This window comes from Kitasatospora sp. NPDC094028, assembly GCF_049543595.1.
Taxonomy (GTDB): domain Bacteria; phylum Actinomycetota; class Actinomycetes; order Streptomycetales; family Streptomycetaceae; genus Kitasatospora.
This window is the reverse complement of sequence record NZ_JBMVFA010000033.1, coordinates 43,947-70,152: the sequence shown is the minus strand read 5'-3', so window position 1 is coordinate 70,152 and position 26,206 is coordinate 43,947. Positions and strand designations below refer to the sequence as shown.

The window sequence follows — 26,206 nt, the reverse complement described above, 5'->3', positions numbered from 1 at the left end:
CAACCATGAGGACACTGAAGGTGGTTGCCCTCACCACCGCCGCACTCGTGAGCGTCGGCGCCGCCGCCACGACAGCCCGGGCCGACAGCGGGGGCGATGTCCCGGACTACGGCGCCGCTCAGCAGGTGCTGCGCTCCGGACAGACGCAGGACACCGTCTCCCGCTTCCTCGGCGCCGCGAGGACGGCGACCGCCCCCGGAGCCGGGACCGGCGCCGACGGCGGCAGTACGGGCGGTCGGCCGAACACCCCGAACGCGGTCGCCGCGCCACCGTCGTTCCAGCTCAGGGACCCGGTTCCGATGTACGAGCTGTCGGTGGACTTCGTGGCGGGCAAGGCCCAGCCGACACCGCGGAACGCGCTCAGGCTGTCCTACCTCGCCTCGCGGGTGAGCGCGGCCGACGGTCACCAGGCCGCCGTACTGCTCGCTCCGCCGGACAAGGCCGGCGGCTGGCGGCTGGCGGGCATCCAGGACGGTGACAACGAGCTCAAGCTCGCCGAACGCGCTACCCCCGACGCCCGCACCTTCACCGAGCCGCAGATCCACGCCTGGTACCGGCTCACCGCGAGCGGCAACGTCGAGCCGCTCAACAGCGAGGCCACCACAGGCCTCGGCGGCAGACAGAGCCTCCCGCTGGCCGCCTACCAGAAGCTGGTGACGGGTCGGTACGCGGACAAACTCCCCGGATCCGGCTACGACCGGAAGGGGCTCGCCGGAGGATTCGGGCTGTTCGACGGCACGGGGACAGCAGCCGGGTCACCGCCCGGAACGCCGCCCCAGGTCCTGCCCGAAGCACCATCAGGGACGCAGCGTCCGACGACCTCGTCGGCCTCTGCCGATCAGTCGTCCCCGACGTCATGGCAGCTGCCGGCGGTCGGCGCCGCCGCGCTGGCCGGTGCCGCGGGATTCTGCCTGCACCTGCGCCGTCGCGGCCGCGGCGCACCGAAGGACTGACACCCGAACGGCGGACACGAGGAACCGGGCGACGGACAACACGTCCTTGGGCGCCCGGTGCCTCGTGCTCCCCGAGCAGTAGAGGGTGTGCAGCTTCGGAAACCACGGCCCGGCCAGGGCCGACAGGCCTTCAGCCGGTTCCAGGCGTGCGCCGTCGCGGTCGAGCAGCGCGGCGAGGATGCCGGGAAGGGCACGGGTCGCCGCCCCCGGCTTGGCCGTGGTCGCAGGACCGCCCCGCGTACCGAACGCCACGCCGCGGGATTCGCCTGCTGCGCCGGACTGCGCGCGGGGACCGGCTGCCGTGTACGTGAGGTCAGGACCGCTCGATGGCCGCTTTGATCCGGCGTCCGAAGTCGGGAGCATCCTTGCGGGCGGCGTGCACGGCCGGGCCGAGCAGGACCTTGCCGAGGCCGTGGCCTTCGAGCACGTTGAAGATCCGGACCCGGGTACGGCCGTCCGGCAGCGGTTCGAGGTCATAGCCGCCGTCGGCGGTGATGAGGTTCTTGCTCTGCTCGCTCCACCGGACGGTGCGCGGCGCCTCCACATCGGTGATGCGGAACTCGCGGGACGTCTTCATCCCGGCATCCTTCACGGTGCTGCGGAAGACCGTTCCGACTGCGGTCGGGCCGTCCGGAGTCTTCGCGATCTCCAGAACCCGGGGGCTGAACTCGGGGTCGTGGCGGCCGTCAGCGAGATAGGCGAAGACCTCCTCCACCGGGCGGTCGACCTCGACGCTGGCCTCGAACTGTCCCGACATGTCGGCTCCTCGCGACGGGCCTGGCAGATGCTTCACAGCCAGGATTCCAGAGAGTCCCGGCCAACGCCTCCCGGCCGCGGGGGCGCAGCATGAGGCCGGCGGCGCCGATCCCCGGCAGCCGCTCGGGCTGCACCCGCCGCGCAGTTACCGTCGACGTCACTCCGACGGGCGGCGCTGCAGTCCGCACAGGAGCAGTTCGATCAGGCGCCGGGGATCGTACTGCGGGTCTCCGCCTCCGATGCACAGGTTGCCGATGCCGCGCATGAGTTCGTAGGGCTGGGTGCCCGCCCTGATCTCACCGGCATCGACCGCGGCGTCGAGCAGCCGCGCGCAGACCGGCAGCAGACGGTCGAGGAAGTAGCCGTGCAGCGCGGCGAAGCCACTGCTGTCCGACTGCATCGCGTCGGCCAGTCCGTGCTTGGTGACCAGGAAGTCGACGAACAGGTCGATCCACTGACGCAGGGCGATGAACGGCGAGTCGGCGCCGGCCAGCAGCTCCGGGCCCGCCTCCGCGCACTCCTCGATCTGGTGGCGGTAGACGGCCGTGACGAGATCGGCCCGGGTCGGGAAGTGTCGGTAGATCGTTCCCGTTCCCACACCCGCCTTGGCCGCGATCCGGCGGATCGGCGCGTCGACGCCGGAGGCCACGAAGACCTCGGCGGCGGCGGCGAGCAGCGCCTGTTGATTGCGCAGCGCGTCGGCCCGCTTGCTCCGGGCCGAGGCGCTCCCCGTGGGGCTTTCGCTGGACACGACTCTCCCTCCGATACTCGTTGACAAAGCGGAACGTTGTTCCGGATAGTAAACGGGACAGCGTTCCGTTTCAGGTTAGCCGAAGCGGGGCGCAACTGCCCCTTGCCCGCCGCCACCCGACCAGGGCCGGCCGCGGCACTCGTCACAGTGAGGAGAACCGCTCATCATGAGCGCATCCACCCACACCGCACCTGCCCCCGTCCTGTCGTACAGCCCGGTGGTCCTGCCCGTACCCGGACGTCCCGTGGACCTCCAGGTACGCGTCACCGCTCCCGCGTCCGGAACCGGCCTTCCCGTCATCCTGCTCTCCCACGGCCACGGCCCCTCGAACAACCTCTCCTCGCTGAACGGCTACGCGCCGCTCGCCAACTCCTGGGCGGCCGAGGGATTCGTCGTCCTCCAGCCCACCCACCTCACCTCCCGGACGCTGAGCCACCTGGTCGCCGGCACCCCTGGCGCACCGGACTTCTGGCGCTCCCGCGCCGAGGACATGAGCCACATCCTCGACCGGCTCGACGTGATCGAGCGCACCGTGCCGCAGCTCGCGGGACGGATCGACCACACCAAGGTCGCCCTCGCCGGGCACTCGCTCGGCGGCTTCACCGCCGCCCTCCTGCTGGGGGCCGGACTCAACGACCCCGACACCGGGAACGTGGTGCACCTGGTCGAGCCGCGGATCAAGGCGGGCGTCCTGCTCGCCGCGCCCGGCAGGGGTGGCGACGTCCTCAACGGGCCCATGGCCGAGCAGTGGCCGATCATCGGAGCCGTCGACTTCTCCACCATGACCGCTCCCGCCCTGGTCGTCGCAGGCGACAAGGACGACTCCCGACACTTCACCGACATGGGTCCGGACTGGCACGCCGACCCCTACACCCTCGCCCCCGGCCCCAAATCCCTGCTCACCCTCTTCGAGGCGGAGCACGGACTCGGCGGGATCGCCGGATACGACGCCGCCGAGACCACCGACGAGAACCCCGAACGGGTCGCCGCCGTCGGGCGGCTCACAGCTGCCTACCTCCGCAGCCGGCTCCACCCCGGCGACACGGCCTGGCAGACCGCTTGCGAGGCGCTGGGAACCGACCCCGACCCGATCGGGCGAGTCGAAGCCAAGTAGACCGCCCGGACGCTCGGCGTCGGGGTCACGCCGGGCGAGGACGGCCCCGCACAGCCCCGACCGGATCGGTCGATCGCGTCGGTGGCACTCGCTCACGGTTCGTCGTCGCAGGACACCCGCGCTGTCAGGGTGATTCCCAGGGCCCCTGCTGCCCGATGGCGGGCAAGGAGGGGAGAGCTATACGCCGTCAGGTTCCGCAATGAGGTGACGGCGGCCGGCCGGAAAACCTTCACCCGAGTCCTGGCGTCCGGAACGGTTCATCGGGGGCCGGTCTTCCGCCCGGTCGGGCCATCGGATTCGTCGAACACCCTCTCATCTCCCTCCACGTTGGTACGTGGCCGTGAGGGTCCTCATCCCACAGCGCCTGCCAACCGGCATCGAGCCCGACAGATGCCACGTCCACGGCGTCGCCCAACTACCGCACATTGCGAGCCCGATGGGCGGAGATCACGTCCCGGTACCAGGCGTACGAGGCCTTCGGCGTCCGTCGCTGCGTCTCGAAGTCGACGTGGACGAGGCCGAAGCGCTGGTGGTAGCCCTCGGCCCATTCGAAGTTGTCGAGGAGGGACCAGATGTAGTAGCCGCGGACGTCGATGCCCTCGGCGACGGCCTGGGCGAGGGCGTCGAGGTGGGTGGAGAGGTAGTCGATGCGGGGCTGGTCGGGATCGACGGACTCTTCGACGGAGCAGCCGTTCTCGGTGATGGTGATGGGCGGGAGGGCCTTGCCGTACAAGTCGCGCAGGCCGAGGAGGAGTTGGCGCAGGGTGTCGGGGACGACGGGCCAGCCGAAGGCGGTGTGGGGGGCGTCGGGGATGTCGACGAGGGTGAAGGGGAGGTCGGGGTCGGAGGGGGCGGCGACGCGGGTGGGGTTGTAGAAGTTGAGGCCGAGGCCGTCGAGGCCGGGGGCGTGGATGAGGTCGAGGTCGCCGGGGTGGACGGCGCCGTAGATGTCGTCGGGGACGCCGAGGGCGGTGAGGTCGGGGTAACGGCCGAGGAGGACGGGGTCGGTGAACAGGCGGTTGTGCAGGGCGTCGTAGGCCGCCGCGGCGGCCACATCCTCGGCGGAGTCGGAGGCGGGCTCGACCGGGGTGAGGTTGTTGGAGAGCATGACGTCGAGGCCGCGTTCGTGGAGTGCCGAGGCGGCGAGGCCGTGGGCGAGGAGCTGGTGGTGGGCGGCGGGGAGGGCCTGGAACATCAGGGTGCGGCCGGGGGCGTGGGTGCCGAGGGCGTAGCCGAAGACGGTGTGGACGAAGGGCTCGTTGAGGGTGATCCAGGCGGGGACGCGGTCGCCGAGCCGGTCGGCGACGACGGTGGCGTACTCGGCGAAGCGGTACGCGGTGTCGCGGTTCAGCCAGCCGCCCTCGTCCTCCAGGGCCTGTGGGAGGTCCCAGTGGAAGAGGGTGGGGAGCGGGGTGATGCCCGCCTCCAGCAGCGCGTCGACCAGGCGGTCGTAGAAGGCGAGTCCGGCCGGGTTGACGGCGCCCGCGCCGGTCGGGAGGACGCGCGGCCAGGCGAGGGAGAAGCGGTAGCCGTCGAGTCCGAGCCCGCGCATCAGTGCGATGTCCTCGGCGTACCGGTGGTAGTGGTCGCAGGCCACCGCCCCCGTGTGCCCGTCGCGGACGGCGCCGGGGCGGGCGCAGAAGGTGTCCCACACGGAGGGCCCGCGGCCGTCCTCGTCCACCGCCCCCTCGATCTGGTACGCGGCGGTGGCGGCGCCCCAGCGGAAGTCCGCGGGCAGGTCGTGGCGATCCGGCATGGCAGCCTCCTGACACGAAAACGCGAGGAGAACTCATGTTACTGACGCCGCACCAAAGCGCCAGACAGTGAGCCGTGGGTCGACCGCACCCTCGAAACCCCGGACGGCACCACCGCCGACGCCGCCCACCGCCAACTGCGGCGCGAGGTCATCGCCGTGCAGAACACCGAACTGCACCGCCTCTACGAGGAACACCGCATCAGCGACACCACCCGCCGCCGCCTCCAGCGCGACCCCGACCTGGAGGAGGCAGGCCTCGGCGAGGCGTGACGGCCCGGGCAACGGCTCGGCCCCTGGGACACCGCCCGTCCGCACAGCCGGACGGCGGGCCGCAGGGGCCGAAGGAGGTGGCGCGCCCGGTGCCGGTGGCACGCGGCACCGGGTGGGTCTACGCGGGTTTGCGGCCGTGGTTGGCCTTCTTCTTGCGCCGGGCCTTCTTCTTGCGGGCGCGCTTGGACATCGTGCCCTTCCTCTCGATCGACGCGTCGGGCGGGTGGTTCAGGCGGCCTGTCCGACCAGTTGGTCGGCGAGCTTGGCCAGGCGCTTCAGCGAGCGCTCCTCCTGGGCGGCCTGGGCGGTCTGCGCGATGACACCGCCGTCGAAGTAGGCACCGTTGGCGACGACCGTCTCCGGCAGGCAGAGCCGCACCACGGCCGCCGCGCCCTCGGCGGCCGGCGCGCCGACCCGCCCGTACAGCGGCAGCAGCGCGGTGTCGCACAGGCCCGGGTTGAGGCTGACCGCCGTGATGCCGGAACCGGCCGGGGCCATGTCGGCCGTCGCCATGGTCAGCGCCAGCTGCGACTGCGCGTACGCCGCCACGCGCGAGTACTTCTTCACCCGGTGCGGGTCCGACCAGTTCATCGACGCGGTGCGGTGCAGCGACGACGACACGTTGACGATCCGGGCGTCCCCGGCCGCCGACAGCGGGGCGCGCAGCAGCTTCGCCAGCAGGTGCGCGGCCAGGAAGTTGACCTGCAGCGAGACCTCGTTGCCGTCGTCGGTCAGGGTGCAGCGCTCGGGTGCCATCACGGCGGCGTTGTTCACCAGCAGGTCCAGCGCCGGGTAGTGCTTGACCACCGTGCCGGCCAGCACGGCGACTTCCGCGAGCTGCGTGAAGTCGGCGGCCAGTTCGACGAGTTGGTCACGGCGGACACCCGCGTCGACCAGGCGGGCAACGGCCGCCTCGGCCTCGGCGGTGGTGCGGGCGTGCACCAGCACGGTGGCACCGTGCCCGGCGAGCAGCCGGGCGGTCTCCCAGCCGATGCCGGAGGAGGCTCCGGTGACGAGGGCGGTGCGGGCGGACAGAACAGTGTCGGACATGACCCATCCCAGGGTGGAAAGGCACCGACGGGTGCGGGGGCGGCACGGAGCCGCGCGCCTCCGGGGCCGCCGGTGCGAGAAGGTGTGATGCGATAACGCCCGTCCGTCCCCCTGCCCTCGGAGCCCGCCGGGGCGGGAGGACGGACGGCGGTGATCGGCACGGGCGCGGCCTGACGGCGCCGGGCCCGTGCACGCGGCCGGTGACGAGCGGGAAGGAGCTCGGTCCTACCGGACGGCGGTGGCGACCGCGACGGCGACGACGATCCGCGGCCGGCTATGCGGCGGGCGGTCGTGGTGGCGTGTCGAGCGGTGCATGTCCCTCATCAAAGCCCGCCCCGATGCCCGGGGCAAGCCCGTTCACCCTCCCCGGCGAACCCCTGACGAACCCCTGACGGGCCGCCGACGAGTCCTTGACGAGGCGTTCGCCACCGCAGGCGTTCGCCACCGCAGGTGCCGGCACGGCAGGCGCCGGCACGGCATCAGGCCACCGCGCGAGCCAGGCTGACCACATAGGCGGTGCCGCCGCCCGGTGCTTCCTCGACGGCGAGTTCGCCGTTCATCGCCTCCACGAAGCCGCGCGCCACCGCCAGACCCGGCGCCTCCCGGGCAACGGCCTCGTCGCCACGTACGGTGATCCGGACGTCCACCCGCCCGGCCACCGGACCGGCGTCGATCACCACCGACCCCGCGCCCGTCCTCCCGTAGGTCAGGACGTCCACCAACACCCGTTCCAGCAGCCCGGGATCGACGAGCACCCGCGGCAGACCGGGCGCCAGGTCGATCCGGACCCCGGCCACCCCGTCCGCAGCGGCCCGGACCACCTCGCCCACCGCGGTCGGCCGCAGCACCACCGGCATCACCCCGGCCCGCAGCCGGCTCAGGTCCAGCAGGTTGGCGACCAGCCGCTCCATCCGCTCCACCTCGGCACCGATGCGCGCCTCGGCCGGGTCCGCAAGCCGCTCGGCCTCCCGGCGTACCGCAGCCAGCGGCGCACGCAGGTCCTGCCCGACGGCCTCCAGCAGGGCGGTGTGCAGCGCGTCGGTGTGCGCCAGCACGTCCGCCGCCGACGCCCGCGCGGCCAGCCGCTCCCGCTCCCTGGCCAGCTTCAACTGCGTGACGTACGGTCCGAGCAGCCGGGTGTCCTCCTCGGTGAGCAGGGCGCCGCGCAGGACGAGCACCGCGTCCTCGCCCAGGTCGACGGAGAAGGACGCCTCGGCGGGCCGCAGCGGCACCGTCGCCCCGGCCGAGGCCACCGACTGCCAGAGCGCCCCGGTGCGCACCAGCACCGCGACGCCGTCCAGACCGAACACCTGCCGCAGCTCCGCCACCAGTTCGGGCAGCACCCGTGCCCCGGACTCCACCGTCTCCCCCGCCAGCCGGGCCAGCACCGCCGCCTCCGCCCGCGCCCGGCCCGCCTGCTGCGAGCGCCGCGCCAGACCGTCGATCAGATGCGCGATCACCCCGGCCACCGCGAGGAACAGCGACAGCGCCGCCACGTCCGCGCCCCGCTCCACCGCCAGGCTGTGCCAGGGCGTGGTGAAGAAGAAGTCCGCGGCGAGCGCCCCGGCCGCCGTGCTGCCCGCCGCGGGCAGCAGCCCGCCCAGCCGGGCCGTGCCCGCCACCACCAGCAGCAGGCAGAGCAGCACGCCGGACAGGCCGAGCGAGGCACGCAGCGGCGACAGCGCCCAGGCCAGCGCGACCGTCCCGACCGGTCCGAGCAGCCACGCCAGCCGGCGCCGCCGCGCCGGGACCAGCGCCGGGCGATGGCGTCGGGGCGCGGGCGGCACCGCCAGCAGCCCCGGCTCGGGCGGCGGCAGCACCCGTACGTCGATCGGGCCGGCCAGCCGGATCACCCGGTTGATCACCGAACCGGAGAGCAGTTCGCGCAGCCGGCTCCGGCCGGTCGGCCCGAGCAGGATCTGCGTGGCGCTCTCCGTCCGGGCGAAGTCCACCAGCGTCCGGGCCACGTCGCCGCCGCTCACCTCGACGTAACTGCCGTGCAGTTCCCGCAGCAGCGCCCGCTGCGCCGCCAGCCGGGGCGGCTCGCGCTGCACCGTGCCGTCGTCCAGCCGGACGTGCACGCCGATCAGGTCCCCGTGCACCCGGGTCGCCGTGCGGGCTCCCCGCCGGATCAGGTGCTCGCCCTGCGGCGCGCCGTTCAGCGCGACCAGGATCCGTTCCTTCGTCTCCCAGGGCGCGCGGATGCCGTGCCGGGCCCGGTAGTCGGCCAGCTCCTCCTCCACCCGGTCCGCCAGCCACAGCAGCGCGAGTTCTCGCAGGGCGCCCAGGTTGCCGGCCCGGAAGTAGTGGTCCAGCGCGACGTCGATCCGGTCCGGCGCGTAGATCTCCCCCTGCGCCATCCGCGCGCGCAGCGCCTGCGGGCTCAGGTCGACCAGCTCGATCCGCTCGGCGGCCCGGACCACCTCGTCCGGGATGGTCTCGCGCTGCGCGACGCCGGTGATCTGCTCGACGACGTCGTTGAGGCTCTCCAGGTGCTGGATGTTGAGCGTCGTCGCCACGTCGATCCCGGCGTCCAGCAGCTCCCGCACGTCCTGCCAGCGCTTCGTGTGCCGCCCACCGGGCACATTGGTGTGCGCGAGTTCGTCCACCAGCGCGAGCGCCGGGCGGCGCGCCAGCAGGGCGTCCACGTCCAGCTCCGCGAGCTCCGTGCCCCGGTAGGAGACGGGCCGCCGGGGCAGCACCGGCAGGTCCCCCAGCTGCTCCTCGGTGGCGCGCCGCCCGTACGTCTCGACCAGGCCGACCACCACGTCCAGCCCCTCGCCGCGCAGCCGCCGCCCCTCCCGGAGCATGGCGTACGTCTTGCCCACCCCCGGCGCCGCTCCCAGGAACACCCGCAGCTTCCCCGTCACCGTCTCCGCCTCCGCCTCCACGTCCACGTCCACGTCCACGTCCACGTCCATGCTGCGCCCGTTCGGCCTGCCGCCCCTACCCGACGTGGACACGCGGGCGCCGGGAGCGGTCCGGTTCCGCCTCGCGCAGCACCTCCCGGGTGACCGGGGCGACCTCGCCCTGTCCGAACAGGAAGAACCGCAGGAAGTGGCCGAACGGGCCGCCCTCGGTCCACTCGAAGTAGATGTGCGGGATCTGCCCCGCCCGGTCGACGTCCGGGTGGGCGCGGCCCTCGCCTGGCTCTGCCTGGTCGACGACCCCGTCCCCACCGAGCTCGGCGCCTTCCTCGACGCCGAGGTCACCGACGAGCCGGCCGCCCTCCTGGCGCCCGTCCCCTGGCTGCGGGACGCCGACGAGGACGGGCAGCGCACCGTCCTCGCCCGGATGCGCCGCCCCGAGGACTTCGCCTGGCTCGCCGACCCGGTGTCCTGCCGCTCCACCGAGCCCGCGGCACCGAAGGGCCAGGTGTCAGGACTGCTCGCCCGCCCGCAGTTCGGTGGCGATCTGGCGGCGGCCGGCGACCAGCGTCTCCGCCACCACCCCGAGGCCGACCAGCAGGGTCAGGCCCGCGGTGGGCAGCAGCACCGGCATCGGCACCGGGGTGATGACCTCCCCGACCCGGACGCCGACCAGCGTCGAGATGTCGAAGGCGCCGCCCAGCAGGGCGACCGCCGCGACGGCGACCAGGGCGCCGCCGACGGCCGCCGCGACGGTCTGCGACAGCGCCTCGGTGAGGATCAGCGCGAGCCCCTGCCGGGGCCGCAGGCCCATGGTGCGCAGCCGGGCGAGCAGGGCCGTGCGGTCGGGGGCGGCCCGGAACAGCGTCAGCAGGACGGCGAGCAGGGCGAATCCGGCGCCGGCGGCGGCCGCGTACCAGAACAGCCGCCCGGCGGCGTGCTGCAGCGGGTCGTCGCCGAGCGCGGCGGCGGTCTCCCGGCTGCTGTGCACCGTGTAGCCGGCGGGCAGGCCGTGGGTGTCCTGGCCGACGGCCGTGGCGGAGTCGGCGATCAGCTTGGCCATGCCGACCGGTTGGGCCCCGCCGTTGGTGCGCAGGGCCGCCCGGACGGCTTCGGGGTCGACGTCGCCGACGGCGAACCACTGGTTGACCCGCTTGGCGTCCGGCAGGCGCTCCCAGGCGGGGCCGGCGGGCACGACGGCGAACGGCTTGCCCGGGTCCGGCAGCGCGGGCGTGGCGGCGACGGTGTCGGCGACGGTGAGGCGCAGGTCGTTGCCGTTGGGCGTGCGCACCTGGGAGGGCCCGGTGGCCAGGCGCTTGGCCAGGTCGCGGCTGACCAGCGCGGGCACCGGGGTGTCCCGGCCGCCGGCCGTCCCGGCGAGCTTCGCCGGATCGAACTCGCCGGCCCCGAGGGTCCGGGCGATCTCGGCGTACGCCGCCGGATCGACCACCATCACCAGGTAGGCCTCGGTGTAGTTCTGGTCGGCGCTGAGGAAGCGGGCCTGGGGCTCGACCCAGACCGCGGTCGAGGCCCGGACGCCCGGCAGCGCGCCGGCGGCCTCGGTGAACGGACCGGTCAGGGTGGCGTACCCGGGCAGGGAGACGCCGACGTCCCCGCCCGTGGCGATGCGCGCGGCCCGGGTGCGCACGTGGTCGACGGTGTCGAGCACGGTGGCGCCGAATCCGGTGGTGGTGACGGCGATCAGCAGGGCGAGCAGCGGCAGCACGGAGGGCTTGCGGCGGCCGGTGTTGTCGCGGGCGGCCCGGGCGAGGCCGAGGAAGGCGATCAGGCCGCGCCCCCGGCCGGCGAGGGCGGACAGCCGGCCGATCACCACCGGTTCGGTCCGGGCCAGCAGCAGCCCGCCGGTGACGGCGAGCAGGAACGGGGCCGCCACCAGCAGCGGGTCGAGCCCGGCGCCGGTGCCGACGCCCCGGCGCCGCACCTCCGCCACGGCCGCGGCGGTGACCGCCAGGACGGCGAGTTCGCCGACCAGGCGGCGCCGGCCGCCGGCCGCCCTGCGGCGCGCCCACAGCGGGACGGCCCGGAGCGGGAAGGCCAGCAGGGCGAGCAGGGTGGCGGCCAGGGCCGCCAGCACCGACTGGCCCCACCGGGGGGTGGGCAGCAGCACCAGGGCGAGCACGGTGGCGAGCGTGGCGGCGGGCAGGACGGTGACCGCGCCCTCGCCGAGCAGCCGGCGCAGCACCCCGGCGAGGGAGCCGGCGCGGGCCTGCAGCAGCCTGAGCTCGGCGGTGCGCCGGTCCGTACTGAGGGCGGCGGCCAGGAACAGCACCACGGTGGCGACGCCCGCGACCCCGGCCGGGCCGATCGTGCTCAGCGGCAGCACGGCCCGGTAGCGCTCGTCCGCCCGGGTGAGGAGGTCGGGGAGCCCGGAGGTGGTGTGCAGGTCGAGGCGCCCGGTGGTGCGGGCCAGGGTGGTGGCGTCGCGCCCGGTCAGGAAGGAGCTGAGGGCGCCCTGGGTGCGGTCGAGCCGGTCGACGTGCAGCGAGGCGGGGTCGACGGGCAGCCGCCAGAAGTTCTCGGCGGTCGAGCCCCAGCGGGCCAGCGCGGGCAGGCTGCCGCCGTCGACGAATCCGCTGGTCATCCAGTGCTCGCGGGTGGGTTCGGCGCGCAGGCAGGCGCGGGCCGGGCAGCCGAGGTCGTCCCAGGCCGGGTCCTGCGGGTCGTTGACCCGGTAGAGGCCGACCACGACGGCGGTCCGCTTGGCGCCCGAGCCCTCGACGCCGTTGTCGATGACGTCGCCGAGCTTGATGCGGATGGTCTCGGCGGCCTTCTCGCTGATCACGATCGGCAGCGGACCGCCGACGACGCCGGGGGTCGGCCAGGTACCGGCGGTGAGGGTGGCCCGGGCGGCCAGGTCGTTCAGGTAGAGCAGGCCGAGGACCGGGTCGGTCCGCTTCTCCGCGATCCGGACGTACTCCGGGTTTCCCATGTTCTGGTCGGCCGCGGCGCGGGCGCCGTGGGTCTGCCCCGAGCGGGTCAGCGTCAGTTGCCGGCCGACCAGCTCGGTCAGTTCCCGCTGTACCCGGTCGAGTTCGGCGGCGTCGTCGCCGTCCCGGGTCCTGGAGGCGGTCTGCAGGGTGGTCTGGTTGAGGCCGTTCCGGCCGACGAAGTCCTGGAGCGCGGTGTCCGCGCCCCGGTCCGCGATGCGGGGGAAGGCCGCCGCCAGGAAGACGGTGACGAACGCGAGGGCCGCCATGAGCAGCGCGGTCGTCGGGTTCGCCCGCAGCCTGGTGCGGACCCAGGGTGCGGGGCGGGCGGCGCCGGCGGCGGGCACGCGGGTGTCGTCCCCGGTGCCCACCGCTCGCGCGCGCCGTCCGCGCACGCCGAAGCCGAGCATGGCGTTCCTCCCCTGTCGCACCCCCGGTCGCATACATCCCGTCGCCGGATAGCGGATGATGCTGTCAGATTCGATCAGGGAACGGAAGGAATTTGCGCGAATTACCCGAACAATGAGCGGATCTCGCGAATTCTCGGATTCTCCACCCGAAATTCTGAACCGAACACGTCACCGCATCCGTTTATCCGGACGCTCCTGCACAGTCCCGTCCGGCAGCGGCTTCACCCCCGCCGCGCCGTAGCGGATGCGGGTGGACCGGCCGCTGCGCATCCGGACGCCGTAGCCGCGGCCCAGGGCCCGGGCGAGGAGGTCCCGGACGACCGGGACGACGCCGAAGACCTCCACCGGGACGCCGTTGGCCGCGCAGGCCTCGGCGAGGCGCCGGGACGTCGTGGATCAGCACCTCGTCGACGCCGTGCCGCCGGGCCACCTCCGCGCTCCTGGCGGACACGTCGACGCCGATGTGGCGGTAGCCCTTGCCGGCGATGTGCGGATGCAGCAGGCCGCCGCCGCAGGCCACGTCGACCAGGACGGCGCCGGGGCGGGCGGCCGGCGGGACGTACGCGGCCCGGGTGCGGGCGCACCAGTGCAGGATGGCCAGCGGGCCCCGGCGCTGCCACCACAGCGTCGACCAGGAGTCGTACTCGGCGGGCTCCGCCGGGTGGCCGGGGCCGGCGGTCCCGGCGGTCCCGGCGGTCCCGGCGGTCGTTCAGTCGGATTCCGCCCGGAACGGGCAGCCCTCCGTGGCGGCCGGCCGGGCCGTGGCGGGGGCGGGCGCGCGGCGGGTGACGCGCATCGGGAGTCCGCCCTTGGGGCGCAGGGTCACCATGGGTTCGGACACCGGGGTGTGCCCCGGCAGGCCGGCCAGGCCGACGCGCTGCGCGAGGGTGGCCAGCACCACGTGGCCGTTGAGCATGGCGTGGTGGTTGCCGATGCAGACCCGGTGCCCGGCGCCGAACGGCAGGTAGGCGTGACGGGGCAGCCGTTCCTCCCGCTCCGGGGCGAACCGGTCCGGGTCGAACCGCTCCGGGTCCGGGAAGTAGTCGGCACGTCGGTGCAGCACGTAGGGGCTGAAGACCACGGTCGCCCCGGCCGGCAGCCGGTGGCCGAGCACCTCCACCTCCCTGGTGGCCTGGCGCGAGAAGTAGTAGACCGGCGGGTAGAGGCGCATGGCCTCCTTGAACACCTGGAGGGTGTACGGCAGCCGGGGCAGGTCCTCCAGCACCACCGGCCGGTCGCCGAGCACCTCGTCCACCTCGGCCAGCAGCCGCGCGTAGCAGTCGGGGTGCTCCGCGAGCAGGTGGAGGCTCCAGGTGAGGGCCGTGGCCGTGGTCTCGTGACCGGGCATGAACATGTTGAGCGCCTCGTCCCGGATCTGCCGGTCGCTCAACGGCGTGCCGTCCTCGTGGCGGGCCTCCATCAGGAGGTTCAGCCAGTCGTCCGGGCGGTCGGCCTGCGCGCGCCGCTCCGCGAGGAAGCCGCGGAAGGTCCGCTCCAGCCGTTCGATCGCCCGCCGGTAGCGCAGGTTGGCCGGGGTGGGCCACTCGATGGTCAGCGGGACCAGGGCGCTCGCCTGCGCGTCGAAGCCGTGGATGGCGTCGGTGAGCGCGTTGCCGAGGTCGTCCGCCTCGGCGAGGATGTCGCGGCTGAACAGGTTGCGGCCGACGACGCCGAGCACCACCTTCACCATCTCGCGACGCACGTCCACCACGTGGCCGTCGGGCCAGGCCCCGGCGACCTCGCCCGCCACTCGGGCGGCCACGTCGACGGAGGCCTTCACGGCGGCGGTGCGGAAGCGCGGCTGGATGATCCGGCGGTTGCGCGTGTGCACCTCGTTGGACGCGGTCAGCAGGCCGTCGCCGAGCAGCGGTCTGCCGAACGCGCGGAAACGGTCCGTCTTCTCGAACGCGGCGCCGTTCCTGATCAGGATCTCGTGGATCAGCTCCACCGAGTTCGCCAGGTACATGTACTGGCCGGCGACCTTGTAGGCGCCGAGGTCTCCGCACTGCTCGAAGGTCCGGGAGAACAGTGCCAGCCGGTCCTGCTTGAACTCCCAGGTGTTGCCGATGAGGGCCCGGCCCTTGAGCCGGGGTGGCGCCTGGTCGCGGACAGCGGACGAAATGGCCATGAAGTCGTGGCCTCTCTGGGTACGGGTGGGCGTCAGCGCGAACGCGCGCGCCGGAACGCCAGCCAGATGACCGGCGCACCCAGGGCCGCCACCGCGGCGCCCACCACTGAGGTGAGGTGCATGCCGTGCAGGAAGCTGTGGTCGGCGAGGTCCGCCAGCCGCGGCAGGTGGGCCTGGGCCGCCACCGCCTTGGCGGCCTCGGCGGACTCCTCGGCGGCGTGCGCGGCCGGGGCCGGCAGGTCGGCCAGCTTCGGGCGGAGGTCCGAGGCGTAGGAGTTCGCGAGCAGCGAGCCGAGTACCGCCACCCCGAGCACGCCGCCGATCTGCCGCATCGAGTTGTTGACGGCGGCGCCCGCGCCGGTGCGCTCGGGCGGCAGCACGGCCATGATCGCTTCCGTGGTGGGCGCCACCGAGGCGCCCATCCCGGCGCCCTGGACCAGCATCACCAGCCAGAACCAGGGCATCGCGGTGTCCGCGCCGAACCGCACGTAGGCGAGGAAGGTCCCGGCGGACACGAGCATGGACAGCGCGACGACCGGCCCGACCCCGAACCGGCGGACCAGCGGGGCCGAGAGCGGGGCGCCGGAGAGCACGCCGACCGCCACCGGCACCAGGTTCAGGCCGGCCTCGAACGGCGTCTGGTTCAGCGTGCCCTGCAGGTAGAAGGCGGTGTAGTACATCGAGCCGCTGAGCGCGAAGAAGGTCAGCATCACGGCCAGGCTGGAGCCGGCGAAGCGGCTGTTGCGGAACAGTCGCACGTCGAAGCTCGGGCTGGGGACGCGCAGTTCGACCAGCACGAAGACCACCAGGACGGCCAGGCCGCCGAGCATCGGGCCGAGCACCACCGGGGTGGTCCAGTCGTTGCGGTGGCCGCCCTCGATCAGGCCGTACACCAGGGACAGCAGGCCGACGGTGGAGAGCAGCACGCCGACCGGGTCCAGGCGGGGCTTCACCTCGCCGCGCGCCACCGGCAGCAGCAGCCGCGCGCCGATCAGCGCGAGGCCGGCCAGCGGCAGGTTCACCAGGAAGATCGAGCCCCACCAGAACCGCTCCAGCAGCGCGCCGCCGACCAGCGGGCCGGCCGCGATGGCGAGTCCGCTCGAACCCGACCAGACGGCGATCGCCATCGGCCGCTTGGCCTCGTCGAAGACCGCGGCGATCAGGGAGAGCGTGGCCGGCATGATCAGCGCGCTGCCGATGCCCATCGCCCCACGGGCGACGATCAGTTCGGTCGCACTGGTGGACAGGCCGGCCCAGAGCGAGGCGCCGGCGAAGGCCACCAGGCCGGTCATCAGGAGCGCGCGGTGGCCGTACCGGTCTCCCAGCACGCCGCCGGTGAAGAGCATCACCGCGAAGATCAGGGTGTAGGAACTGATGCTCCACTGCAGCTGGTTGGGCGTGGAGGCCAGCCCCTCGTCCGGCGAGGCGAGGGTCTTCAGCGCGACGTTGAGGATGGTGTTGTCGAGCCACACCGTCAGCTGCGCGAGCACCAGGACGACGAGGGCGAGCCACTGGCGGGCCCCGGAGCCCCTCACTTCGGGGCGCTCCGACGCCCCTTGGGCGAGCTGCTGCACCACGTCCGCACGACCTCTCGACGAAGGGTTTGTCGCTCAGCCCCACCAGGCCGGCCCGGCGGCCGCGCCCGCTTGTCAGCTTGGCGCCAGCACCGCGCACCCATCGTGTCGGGCTTGTCCACGGAGGGTCAACGACCGGCATTCCATTGGCAATTACTTGCCAGTCACCCCGTCTGACCGGCCGCGCTCTCGGCCAGCGAGCGCAAGGTCTCCAGCTGGCGGCGCATCATGAAGAGGTCGCCCCACACCATCGCCCGGCAGCGCAGCCGCCCCAGCGGCCCGCCGCCGCGGCCCACCAGCAGCTTGACCACCAGCCGGGTCAGCCCCGGGCCGTCGTCCAGGACGACGTAGCTGATCGCGAACCCGCCGAACACCCCCCGGGCCCACGGGGTGTCCAGCACCATGGTCAGGTGGCGGTCCACCTCGAAGTCGGTGAGCTCGAAGATGGTCATCACCCGCTGGCCGCGCGCCAGCTCCTCGGCGCCCGGGGTGAGCGAACGGGGGCTGAGCCGGCCGAAGTTGTCCAGCGCGTCCCAGCTGTACGGGGCCACCTTCAGCTGGCACAGCCAGCGGAAGACCACCGCGCGCTCGGCCCGGACGGTGACGGCCCGGAACCACTCCTCGGCCGGCGGCGGCAGCAGGCCCTCGCACGGGTACGCGGCCTCGCACTCCTCGGGCCGGGCACCCCAGTTGCGCGGATCGGCCACCACCGCGCTCACCCGAGGGCCCGCTTGAGGAAGTCGAGCACGGCCTCGCGGTACTGCTCGGGCACCGCCTTCAGGCCCTGCAGGTGCTCCGTCCCGGGCAGCACCAGCACCTCGGCCTTCGGGTAGCCGGCCGCGAGCCGCCGCACCTCGTCCACCGGGATGATGCTGTCGTCCTCACCGGCCAGGAAGAGCGAGGGCACCCGCAGGTAGCCGCCCTCGGCCGGCGGCGGCCACTCGGCGTGCAGCATGGCCGTGCCGACCGAGCCGAAGACCCGGCTGAGCACGCCCAGCGCGGGGGCGGTGCGCAGCGGCCGGGGCACCGGGATGCCCTTGGCCTCGATGAAGTTGCGGAACAGCGGCGGGATCGCGCGGGCCGGGCCGCTGTCGGTGACGATCGCGTCGACCGGGCAGTCGGCGCGGCGCAGCAGGTAGAACGAGGGGAAGGTGGAGAAGGAGAAGCCGAACACCGCGACCTTGGCGCCGGCGTAGCCGCGCTGCTCGCGCAGGTACGCCACCACGGCCGCGACGTCGTCGGTGTGCCGCCGGCTCAGGCCCCAGCAGGCGCGGTCGGTGAAGCTTCGGCCGTGGTTGCGGTGGTCGAACATCGCCACGGTGTAGCCGGCCTCATGCAGGAACGCGGCCTGGGCCAGGCTCGCGGACTTGCTCAGGCCGATGCCGTGCCCGACCACCACCACCCGGTCCGAGCCGCCGGGGCAGAGCCACACGTGCAGGTTCCGCCCCGGCCCGCCCACGGGGAGCAGCACTTCCTCGGCGTCCAGCCCGAACTCCTCGGGAGTGCGGTGGTGCGGGCGGCGCGGCGGGTGGTACACGAGGTAGGAGAGTGCCGCGGCGTACAGCGGCGCGACGGGCACGGCCAGGACGGCCAGCGCCCTGGTCAGCGGGCTCGGCCGACGACCGCGGGCGTCGGCGGACACGCCCTGGTCACCAGTCGGTGCGCGGTCCATCTGATCCCTCCCCGCTCGGATTCCCGGCCGAGCCCATTATGCCCGCGCACCACCAGAAGTGATACGCACAACCAGAACTGACTGATTGTCAGTCTTGTGTTCCCGACGCCGGACCGCGGTGTCAGACGACGATGCCGCCGTCGACCTGCAGCACCGCGCCGGTCACGTACTCCGCGCCGACCAGGTAGGAGACGGCGTCCGCGACCTCCTCGGGCCGGCCCAGCCGGCGCAGCGACACGTTCTCCGTCGCCCGGGTGCGCACGGCGTCGGAGAGTCCGGCCGTCATGTCGGTCTCGATGAATCCGGGGGCCACCACGTTGGCCCGGATCCCGTAGCGGCCGACCTCCTTGGCGAGCGCCTTGGTGAAGCCGATGACCCCGGCCTTGGAGGCCGAGTAGTTGCTCTGGGTCGCGTGGCCGTAGACCCCGGCCACCGAGGAGAGGGTGACGATGCAGCCCGCCTTGCGCTTCATCATCTCGAAGACCACCGAGCGGCACACGTGGAAGGTGCCGTCCAGGTTGGTGTCCATCACCTCCCGCCAGTCCTCCTGCTTCATCATCAGCAGCGGCTGGTCGCGGACGATCCCGGCCGAGGTGACGACGATGTCGATGCCGCCGAGCTCCGCGTTGACGGCGGCCACCAGGTCCCGCACCTGCTGCAGGTCGGCCACGTCGGTCTGCCGGCTGTAGGTGCGCACGCCGAAGCCGGCGAGTTCCTTCTCCAGTTCCTCGGCCGCGTCCGGCCGGGAACGGTAGCAGAAGGCCACGTCGTGCCCGTCCGCGGCCAGGCGCAGCGCGGTGGCCCGGCCGATCCCGCGCGATCCGCCGGTGACCAGCGCGACCTTGCCCGTCCTCGCGTTCATCCGTTCTCCTTCCTGGACACCGCCGGCTGCCCGGCGGTGAGCTCGGTGGCGGGCCGCATCGCCATGACCACCCGCCCGATCTCCATCACGGTGCGGCCGTCGACCACGGCCTCGCCCTCGAAGATCACGGTGTCGCTGAACGACCGGACCAGCCGGACCCGGTGCTCCAGCACGTCGCCGGGCAGCACCGGGTGGTGGAAGACCACGTCGGCGATGCCGCCGAAGAGCATCACCTGCCCGGTCAGCACGTCCGGGTTGGGGAGGTCCCAGGCGGCCAGTACGCCGGCCGCCTGGCACCAGGACTCGACCAGCAGGACGGACGGGTAGGCGTGCTCCCGGTCGTCCGCGCCCTCCGGCAGGTCCTGGTACCAGGGCTCGTTGGCGGTCACGGCCTTGCGGGCGGTGAGCCGCTCGCCGGGGACCAGGTCGTCCACCCGGTCCACCAGCAGCATCGGGTAGCGGTGCGGCAGCACCCGCTTGATGCCCGCGACGGTGATCACAGCGCACCCTCCTCGGTGAAGCGCAGCCGTACCGCGGCGGCCTGGCCGCGCGCGGTGCCGGCCACCGCCCGGCAGCGCCAGGCGCCGTCCTTCTCCTGCCAGGCCACCTCCACCTCCAGGCGGTCGCCGGGGAAGACCGGGCTGAGGAAGCGGGTGGACTCGATCGCCGCCAGCCTCAGCCCCGGCTTGGGCAGCGTGGCCAGGGCGGTGTGGTGGACGTGCTCCACCACGCAGACCCCGGGGAAGATCGGGAAGCCCGGGTAGTGGCCCGGGAAGACGGGCTCGTCCGCCGCCACCAGCACGGCGGCGGTGCCCGAGCCCTCCGCCACCGGCTCGGGGCGGCCCCGCACCGGGCTGACCGCGCCGGGCATCAGGCCAGTCCGAGCTTGTCGGCCAGCAGGTCGTGGGCCTTCTTCAGGCAGGTGACCTGCTTCAGCTCCTCCTCGCCGAGGGTGACGCCGTACTTGCGCTCCAGGACGACCATGACCTCCATGGCCATCAGCGAGTCCACGCCGACCTCGTTCACGAAGTCGGCCTCGTCGGTCAGTTCGCTCTCGTCCACGTCGAGGACGTCGGCGACGGTGGTGCGCAGCTCGTCCATGTCCAGGACAACGTTCGACATGATTCCTTCTTCCTGTGCGGTCGTGCTCACGCGGGCCGAGGGGCCCGGGAGTCGGGGAGAGGGTCCGGACGGTGTCCGGACGGTGTCCGGGGGGCGGCCGGGGGCGGCCCGGGGCGGGCAGCCGGGGGCGGTCGGCCCGGCGGGGTCAGACGAAGAAGACGTCCCGGTAGGCGGACCAGTCCAGGCCCGGCGCGTCCGGTCCGCCGGCCCGGCGGACCCCGGGCTGCAGCCAGCCGGGGCCGGCCTCGAAGTGGGCCAGGTCCGCCGCGTCGACGAACACCCCGGCGCCGTGTTCGAGCAGGCTGCGGACCGAGTCGCGGGGGCTGGGCAGGGTGTCGAGGGTGTCGTGGCCGACCCGGACGGCCGGCGCGGGCCGGGTGTCGGCCGCCGCGAAGGTGACCGCGAGGCCGCGCAACAGGACGTCCACGCCGCCCAGTTGGCGGTTGAGCTCGCGGGCGAGGTACAGCACGTCGGCGAACTGGGTCTCCAGCGCGCCGCGGTAGGCCCGTTCGATGACCAGCAGCCGCCGGCCGGGGGTGTCTCCCTGGTCGGCCATCTCAGATCACCCCCAGGAAGAGCGTGGTGCGCGCGGCCGCGACGTGCTCGGCGAACTTGAACGGCGGCCGCAGCTTGATCCGGTCGGCCAGCGGGACGCTGCCGCGCTCCTCGGTGCAGAACCGGCAGGAGTACCAGGTGAGTTGCTCCGGGAACGCGTCCAGCAGCCGTTCCGCGAGGGCCAGCGTGGACGGGTAGCCGTGGGCCCAGTTCTCCAGGTTGCGCGGCTTGGTGGCGCCCAGCGCGGCCTTGGCGATGCCGGTGGCGTGGCCGCACGTCCACAGGTGGACGGTGGCGCCGCGCTCCAGCAGGGCCTGGGCCAGCCGGACGGCGCTGGTGAGCATGTCGCTGGTGTGCGGGGCGCCCATCAGGGCGAGCAGCACGTCCGCGTCGGGGATCCGCTGGGCCATCTCAGTGCCACACTCCTCGCACCTGCGGCTCCAGCAGCCGTTCGGCCACCTCGGCCATCTCCACCAGCCGTACTCCGTCCAGCACCTGGTCGGCGGTGAGGGCGCGGTGGGCGAGCGAGAACCCGTCCACCCAGACCTCGCCGCCCTGTTCGAGCAGGGTGTGCAGGGCGGTCGGGCCGCTGGGCAGCGCGGCCACCACGCCGTTCTCCACCAGGAAGAGCACCACCCGGTGGCCGGCCCGGCGCAGCGCCACCGCGTCCTCGGTGAACCGGTCGGCGCCCGGCCCGGCCCACGGCCCCTGGGATTCGGTCAGCAGGTAGTCAGCCACGGCCCACCATCCGGTCCTCGCCTTTCCCGGTCGCGAGGTCCTTCCCGGCCGCGAGGTCCTTCCCGGCCGCCTGGAACGCCTCGGTGAGGAAGCCCAGGAGCCGTTCGCGGTAGTCGGCCTCGTCGAACCGGATCGCGTTCATGTGCAGGGCGTTGGGCGCCGTCCAGCTCACCGCGTCCGGGTAGCGGGCGGCGACCGGGGCGATCTGCGCCGGCGGCACCACCGCGTCCTGCCCGCCGGCCACGAACATCAGCCGGGTCGGCACCGCCCGCAGGTCCGGCGGCCACTCGCGGACCGCCAGCATCAGCCGGCCGAGCAGGCCGAAGGCGTGCCGGTAGAGCGCGGCCGGCAGGCCCTCGGTCAGTTCGGCGGGCAGCGTGCCGCGGCGCAGGGTGGCGAAGTGCCGCAGCCCGGCCCCGATGTCGTACATCGGCCCGCTGTCGCAGACCACCGCCGCCACCGGGCGGCCGATCCGCTTGAGGACGTTCAGGCAGACCCAGGTGGAGAACGAGAAGCCGACCAGAGCCACCCGCCCGCCGCCGAGCTCCCGGTCCGCGCGCACCCAGCGCAGGACGTCCGCCAGGTCGTCGGTGTACCGGTCGGCCATCCGGGTCAGCCGCCGGTCCCGCCCGCTGTCGCCGTGGTTGCGCATGTCGAAGGCGACCACGTGCCAGCCCGCCTGGTGCAGCAGCTTGATGTGCGCCAGGGTGCTGGACTTGCTGCGGCCCATGCCGTGGCAGAGCACCACCGTGTCCGGCCCCGCCCCGGGCACCGCCCAGCCGCGCAGGGCGATGCCGTCCCGGCTGGTGGTGAGGGTGAACTCGCGCTGCGGCAGGCCCTTGTCGGCCGGGGTGCGGCCCGGCTTCCCGGCCGGCGGGTGGTAGACCTCGAAGGCGTGCCGGGCCGCCGTACCGAGCGCGGTCGCGACGGCGGCGGGCAGGCGGGTGAGGCTCATCAGCTGGTCAGCGCCTCTCCGCCGTCGACCCCGATGATGTTGCCGGTGATCCAGGAGGACTCGGCCTGCGCCAGCAGGACGACGGCCTCCGCCACGTCCTCGGGCCGGGTCAGCCGGCCGTGCGGGTTGCTGCGGGCCGCCAGGTCGACCAGGCTCTCGTGCTCGGGGATCCGCTCCAGCGAGGGGGTCACCGTCACGCCGGCCCGGATCGAGTTGACCGCGACCCGGCTGGGGGCCAGCTCCAGGGCGAGCTGGCGCACGTGCGACTCCAGCGCGCACTTGGCCGCCGAGACGGCGCCGTAGTTGGCGGTGACCCGCTGGTCGCCGGCGCTGGTCATCGCGAAGATCTTGGAGCCGGCGCCGAGCAGCCCGGCCCCGTACAGGTCCTGGCTCCAGTAGACCAGCGAGTGCGCCATCACGTCGAGCGTCATGTTCATCTGACGGCTCGTCAGCACCGCTCCGCCGTCGACCGGCAGGTACGGCAGCAGGCTGCCGAAGGCGAGCGAGTGCAGCAGCACCCGCAGCGGCCGGCCGCCGGTCAGCTCGGCGAAGGCCGGCAGCAGTTCGGCCCGGGTGGCGGCGGCGGCCGCGTTGGCGTTGAAGAAGTGCGCCTCGACGCCGGTGGAGCGCAGCTCCTCGACGGCGGCGCGCGCCTTCTCCTGCCCCGCGGCGGTGTCGAAGTGCACGCCGAGCACGTTGGCCCCGGCCAGCGCCAGGCCCTTCGCGGTGGCGAGGCCCATCCCGCTGGAGGCCCCGAGGATGAGGTTCCAGCTGCCTTCGAGTGGTGTGGTCATGACGTCCTGCCCATCCGATCGTCGATCCAGCGGTGCATCAGTTCCGCTCCGGCGGCGTCACCAGGACGACGGCCAGGTTGCCCTCGGCCGCGGCGGTGACCACCGCCACCGGGCCCTCGCCTGCGGCGAGCGCGCCGGCCACCTGCAGCACCGGCTCCAGCGAGCCGGCCCCGGCCTCGACCCGGGTCGCCCCCGTGCCGAGCGCGGCGCTCACCGCCGCGGCCACCGGGGAGTCGTCCACCACCGCGACCGTGCGGTGCCGCCGGCCCGCGGGCAGCCCGAGTTCCGTCAGCAGCGCCGCGATCCGCTCGCGCAGCCGGTCCGCCGCGCCGGCGGCCGCCGGCGGCGGCAGGAAGAGGCTGCGGGCGGCGCAGCGGCCGTAGCCGCGCGCGCCCCGGGCCCGGAGCCGGTCGGCGGGCTCCAGCACCAGGGCGGCCGCCCCGCGTTCGGAGGTCCGCGCGCCCGGGTCGCCCTCCGGCAGCGCCTCCTCGGTGGCGCCGGCCAGCAGCCAGGACGCCCGGCCGAGGCCGACCGCCCGGCTGCCCGCCTCGATGGCCTCCAGGCCGGCCACCCGCGGCGAGGTGAGGGTGAGGTTGAAGCCCTTGAGCGCGTGCTCGGTGGCCAGCCGGCTGCCGAACAGGTTGATCGAGAAGTACGGTGCGGTGGCCGGGTTCAGCATCCGCGCGCCCTCGGCGACCACGGTCGCGTCGATCGCGGTGTGCACCGCCACCGCCGAGCTGTTGGTGCCGACCGCGGCGCCGCGGCGCTCCTCCTGCTGCTCGGGCTCGCCCGCGTCGGCCAGCGCCTGCCGGGTGGCCGCGAGCAGGTACTGGGTCGCGGTGGGCAGGTACTTGTACCCGCGCGGCCCGAGCCGCTGCCGGTAGTCGAACCACGGGTCCGGGCCGACCGTGCGCGGCCCGTACGCGGCCTCGTCCGGCCGGTCGGACCACGGGGTGACGACCCCGATGCCGGAGACCACCAGATCGGTGCTCATACCCCCGCCTCCTTCAGCACCAGGGACACGTTGTTGCCGCCGAAGGCGTAGGCGTTGACCAGGGCGTAGCGGCCGGTCAGCGGCGTGGCCGCGGTCGGCAGGAACACCTTGCACTCCGGGTCCTGCTCGCCCAGCGCCATGTTCGGCGGCACCGTGCGGCGGTAGAGGATCTGGACGGCCGCGACGAAGGCCAGCGCGGCCGCGGCGCCGCCGGTGTGCCCCAGCAGGGCCTTGAGGCTGTAGACCGGCAGCCGGTCCGGGGTGGCGCCCAGCACCTCGCCGAGCACCTGGCTCTCCACCAGGTCGTTCAGCTCGGTGCCGGTGCCGTGCGGCACCACGCAGCCGACCTGGTCGGGCGCGGCGCCCGCCGCCGCCAGCGCCTCGCGCATCGCGCGGGTGATCTGGGCGCCGGTGGGCTCGGGCGCGGTGGCGTGGTAGGCGTCGCAGCTCCAGCCGACGCCCGCCAGCTGGGCGTACACCCGCCGGGCCTGGCGGGTACGGGCGTGCACCGCGGACTCCAGCACCACCATCCCGGCGCCCTCGCCGAACAGGGTGCCCTTGCGGTGCCGGTCGAACGGGCGGCAGCGTTCGGGGTCGATCGCGCTCAGCCGGTTGAAGCAGGCCAGCGCCACCCGGGAGTACGCCTCGGCGCCGCCGGCCACCACCACGTCGGCCTGGCCCGAGCGGATCAGGTCGGCCGCCAGCGACAGGCCGAACCCGCTGGCCGCGCAGGCGTTGCTGACACTGGAGTTGGCGCCCTCGGCGCCGAACCAGGAGCCCACCGCCGAGGCCACCGAGAAGACCGGGGACCAGCGGTCGGACTCGGGCCGCCCGTCGGTGCGCCACTGCTCGTGCAGGCCGGAGTCGCCCATGCCGGTGCCGATGACCACGGCTACCCGGTGCGGCGGCACGTCGCCCAGGCCCGCGTCGGCGACCGCCTGGCGGGCGGCCTCGACGGCCAGCTTGGAGCCGAGGCCGAGCCGCAGGTCGCCGTAGCGCTCCGGGCCGGTCGGCACCGCGTCCTCGGGCACCGCGTACATCAGCGGCAGCTTCATCCGGGCGTGCGGGTCGGGGACCGTGGTCGGGGTGCTCCGCGCCGCGGTCAGGCCCTCCCAGAAGGCGTCCACTCCGGTGCCCAGGTGGGAGACCACTCCCACGCCGGTGATCAGCACGTCGTTCATCAGGTCCTCCCGCCCGTCGGTGCGGCCTCGGCGGTGACGTCGGTCATCGGTGCGGGTCTCCCTCTCGGTCGCGGTCTGCTCGGTGCTGCGGGGCCGATTCGCACCCGCCGAAGATCACCACGGAGTTCTCTGCCGCCGGAGGCCGGCGCGTCCGTCCGGTGCCCCCCGCGTGAATTCGCGGATTCCACCGCCGCCCCCTATTTCGAGACCGGTGGTTTCGCAATTCGGTGACGGGTCGGGCGGCGGTACGGCCGGCGGCGCGGATCAGTTCCAGTCGGCGGCTTCCGCGACGACCGTGTACACACCGTCGAGGTTCACCATCCGGCCGAGCTCGGACTGGTTGATGACGACGTTGAACTCCTTCTCCAGCGCGGCCAGGATCTCGATCGCGCGCAGCGAGTCGGCGTCGTGCTCCTCCTTGAAGAGGCTGGTCGCGGTCACCTCGTCGGGTTCGATCTCAAGGATGTCGCAGACGATGCCCTTGATGGTTTCCTGGCGCTCTTCGATGGTGGCCGCCACAGCGGTACCTCTCTTCTCTGGCTCTGCCGAGGAAATCCGCCAGGGAATCGAATGCTCCCCCGGGGTGACTTCACCGTATTCAGCGGCGACCGGGGCTTTCAACGCGCAGTCAAGTTGCTGCCAGTGCGGGCGTTCGGAGCGGTTGCGCCGATTGGCAGCTTCCGGCCATCGGGGGCCCGCGGGAACCGTTCCGGGAAATGCCGAATGGCGTGCACCGATGACCGGTACACGCCATTC

At 73.7% G+C, this 26,206-nt stretch carries 26 protein-coding genes and 1 pseudogene; 2 read left to right on the top strand and 25 right to left on the bottom strand.

Going from position 1 to position 26,206, the window contains the following annotated elements; translation table 11 throughout:
• The first annotated feature begins 5 nt into the window (after positions 1-5).
• Complete coding sequence (locus ACPC54_RS33745; protein ID WP_498970259.1) at positions 6-953, top strand: hypothetical protein; 948 nt, start codon at positions 6-8, stop codon at positions 951-953.
• Between the two features lie 313 nt (positions 954-1,266).
• On the opposite strand, the gene ACPC54_RS33740 is transcribed toward ACPC54_RS33745, so the two are convergent.
• A complete protein-coding gene (locus ACPC54_RS33740; RefSeq protein ID WP_498970258.1) occupies positions 1,267-1,710 on the bottom strand; it encodes an SRPBCC family protein in 444 nt (147 codons plus the stop codon).
• A gap of 156 nt (positions 1,711-1,866) precedes the next feature.
• Positions 1,867-2,460: a TetR/AcrR family transcriptional regulator gene (locus ACPC54_RS33735; protein WP_498970257.1), complete on the bottom strand. Its 594-nt coding sequence runs from the start codon at positions 2,458-2,460 to the stop codon at positions 1,867-1,869.
• A 166-nt stretch (positions 2,461-2,626) separates the two neighbouring features.
• On the opposite strand from ACPC54_RS33735, the gene ACPC54_RS33730 reads away from it, so the two are divergent.
• Complete coding sequence (locus ACPC54_RS33730; RefSeq protein WP_498970256.1) at positions 2,627-3,574, top strand: alpha/beta hydrolase family protein; 948 nt, start codon at positions 2,627-2,629, stop codon at positions 3,572-3,574.
• A 415-nt stretch (positions 3,575-3,989) separates the two neighbouring features.
• On the opposite strand, the gene ACPC54_RS33725 is transcribed toward ACPC54_RS33730, so the two are convergent.
• The 23 genes and pseudogenes from ACPC54_RS33725 to ACPC54_RS33615 all read right to left on the bottom strand — a co-directional run bounded on the left by ACPC54_RS33725 (position 3,990) and on the right by ACPC54_RS33615 (position 25,969).
• Positions 3,990-5,330 carry a GH1 family beta-glucosidase gene (locus ACPC54_RS33725; RefSeq protein ID WP_498970255.1) on the bottom strand — a complete coding sequence of 447 codons (1,341 nt, stop codon included), beginning with the start codon at positions 5,328-5,330 and terminating at the stop codon, positions 3,990-3,992.
• 388 nt (positions 5,331-5,718) lie between these two features.
• Entirely contained in the window at positions 5,719-5,790 is a 72-nt protein-coding gene (locus tag ACPC54_RS33720) for a 50S ribosomal protein bL37 (RefSeq protein WP_498970280.1), read from the bottom strand.
• A 38-nt stretch (positions 5,791-5,828) separates the two neighbouring features.
• Positions 5,829-6,650 carry an SDR family NAD(P)-dependent oxidoreductase gene (locus tag ACPC54_RS33715; protein WP_498970254.1) on the bottom strand — a complete coding sequence of 274 codons (822 nt, stop codon included), beginning with the start codon at positions 6,648-6,650 and terminating at the stop codon, positions 5,829-5,831.
• Between the two features lie 479 nt (positions 6,651-7,129).
• Positions 7,130-9,571 carry a sensor histidine kinase gene (locus ACPC54_RS33710; protein WP_498970253.1) on the bottom strand — a complete coding sequence of 814 codons (2,442 nt, stop codon included), beginning with the start codon at positions 9,569-9,571 and terminating at the stop codon, positions 7,130-7,132.
• 457 nt (positions 9,572-10,028) lie between these two features.
• Positions 10,029-12,875, bottom strand: coding sequence for a hypothetical protein (locus ACPC54_RS33705; protein WP_498970252.1), 2,847 nt, complete (start codon positions 12,873-12,875; stop codon positions 10,029-10,031).
• Between the two features lie 168 nt (positions 12,876-13,043).
• The gene (locus tag ACPC54_RS33700; protein ID WP_498970281.1) at positions 13,044-13,220 is read right to left on the bottom strand and encodes a hypothetical protein; all 177 of its coding nucleotides are present in this window, start codon (positions 13,218-13,220) and stop codon (positions 13,044-13,046) included.
• Between the two features lie 67 nt (positions 13,221-13,287).
• Positions 13,288-13,395 (bottom strand): annotated as a pseudogene (locus tag ACPC54_RS33695) (2-polyprenyl-3-methyl-5-hydroxy-6-metoxy-1,4-benzoquinol methylase); the annotation flags it as partial.
• Positions 13,396-13,584: 189 nt separating this feature from the next.
• Positions 13,585-15,003, bottom strand: coding sequence for a cytochrome P450 (locus tag ACPC54_RS33690; protein WP_498970251.1), 1,419 nt, complete (start codon positions 15,001-15,003; stop codon positions 13,585-13,587).
• 32 nt (positions 15,004-15,035) lie between these two features.
• Positions 15,036-16,538: an MFS transporter gene (locus ACPC54_RS33685; RefSeq protein WP_498970250.1), complete on the bottom strand. Its 1,503-nt coding sequence runs from the start codon at positions 16,536-16,538 to the stop codon at positions 15,036-15,038.
• 203 nt (positions 16,539-16,741) lie between these two features.
• A complete protein-coding gene (locus tag ACPC54_RS33680; protein WP_498970249.1) occupies positions 16,742-17,296 on the bottom strand; it encodes a hypothetical protein in 555 nt (184 codons plus the stop codon).
• A complete protein-coding gene (locus ACPC54_RS33675) occupies positions 17,293-18,249 on the bottom strand; it encodes an alpha/beta hydrolase (RefSeq protein WP_498970248.1) in 957 nt (318 codons plus the stop codon). The genes ACPC54_RS33680 and ACPC54_RS33675 overlap by 4 nt, the downstream gene beginning before the upstream one ends.
• Before the next feature lie 121 nt (positions 18,250-18,370).
• Positions 18,371-19,111, bottom strand: coding sequence for a 3-oxoacyl-[acyl-carrier-protein] reductase (fabG, locus tag ACPC54_RS33670; protein WP_498970247.1), 741 nt, complete (start codon positions 19,109-19,111; stop codon positions 18,371-18,373).
• On the bottom strand, positions 19,108-19,611 hold the full coding sequence (locus ACPC54_RS33665; protein ID WP_498970246.1) for a 3-hydroxyacyl-ACP dehydratase FabZ family protein: 504 nt from the start codon (positions 19,609-19,611) through the stop codon (positions 19,108-19,110). The genes fabG and ACPC54_RS33665 overlap by 4 nt, the downstream gene beginning before the upstream one ends.
• Complete coding sequence (locus ACPC54_RS33660; protein ID WP_498970245.1) at positions 19,608-19,982, bottom strand: 3-hydroxyacyl-ACP dehydratase FabZ family protein; 375 nt, start codon at positions 19,980-19,982, stop codon at positions 19,608-19,610. Before ACPC54_RS33660 ends, ACPC54_RS33665 begins: the two co-directional genes overlap by 4 nt.
• Positions 19,982-20,233 (bottom strand): acyl carrier protein, encoded by a 252-nt coding sequence (locus tag ACPC54_RS33655; RefSeq protein WP_045694150.1) that lies wholly within the window; start codon positions 20,231-20,233, stop codon positions 19,982-19,984. The genes ACPC54_RS33660 and ACPC54_RS33655 overlap by 1 nt, the downstream gene beginning before the upstream one ends.
• 145 nt (positions 20,234-20,378) lie before the next feature.
• Positions 20,379-20,789, bottom strand: coding sequence for a hypothetical protein (locus ACPC54_RS33650; RefSeq protein WP_498970244.1), 411 nt, complete (start codon positions 20,787-20,789; stop codon positions 20,379-20,381).
• 1 nt (position 20,790) lies between these two features.
• Positions 20,791-21,198, bottom strand: coding sequence for a hypothetical protein (locus ACPC54_RS33645; protein ID WP_045694154.1), 408 nt, complete (start codon positions 21,196-21,198; stop codon positions 20,791-20,793).
• Position 21,199: 1 nt separating this feature from the next.
• Positions 21,200-21,526 carry a DsrE family protein gene (locus tag ACPC54_RS33640; protein WP_498970243.1) on the bottom strand — a complete coding sequence of 109 codons (327 nt, stop codon included), beginning with the start codon at positions 21,524-21,526 and terminating at the stop codon, positions 21,200-21,202.
• A complete protein-coding gene (locus ACPC54_RS33635; RefSeq protein WP_498970242.1) occupies positions 21,519-22,481 on the bottom strand; it encodes an alpha/beta hydrolase in 963 nt (320 codons plus the stop codon). Before ACPC54_RS33635 ends, ACPC54_RS33640 begins: the two co-directional genes overlap by 8 nt.
• On the bottom strand, positions 22,481-23,275 hold the full coding sequence (locus ACPC54_RS33630) for an SDR family oxidoreductase (protein WP_498970241.1): 795 nt from the start codon (positions 23,273-23,275) through the stop codon (positions 22,481-22,483). The genes ACPC54_RS33635 and ACPC54_RS33630 overlap by 1 nt, the downstream gene beginning before the upstream one ends.
• A gap of 37 nt (positions 23,276-23,312) precedes the next feature.
• Entirely contained in the window at positions 23,313-24,269 is a 957-nt protein-coding gene (locus ACPC54_RS33625; protein ID WP_498970240.1) for a beta-ketoacyl synthase N-terminal-like domain-containing protein, read from the bottom strand.
• Positions 24,266-25,450 (bottom strand): beta-ketoacyl-[acyl-carrier-protein] synthase family protein, encoded by a 1,185-nt coding sequence (locus tag ACPC54_RS33620; RefSeq protein ID WP_498970239.1) that lies wholly within the window; start codon positions 25,448-25,450, stop codon positions 24,266-24,268. Before ACPC54_RS33620 ends, ACPC54_RS33625 begins: the two co-directional genes overlap by 4 nt.
• A gap of 264 nt (positions 25,451-25,714) precedes the next feature.
• Positions 25,715-25,969 (bottom strand): acyl carrier protein, encoded by a 255-nt coding sequence (locus tag ACPC54_RS33615; RefSeq protein ID WP_498970238.1) that lies wholly within the window; start codon positions 25,967-25,969, stop codon positions 25,715-25,717.
• Positions 25,970-26,206: the final 237 nt, after the last annotated feature.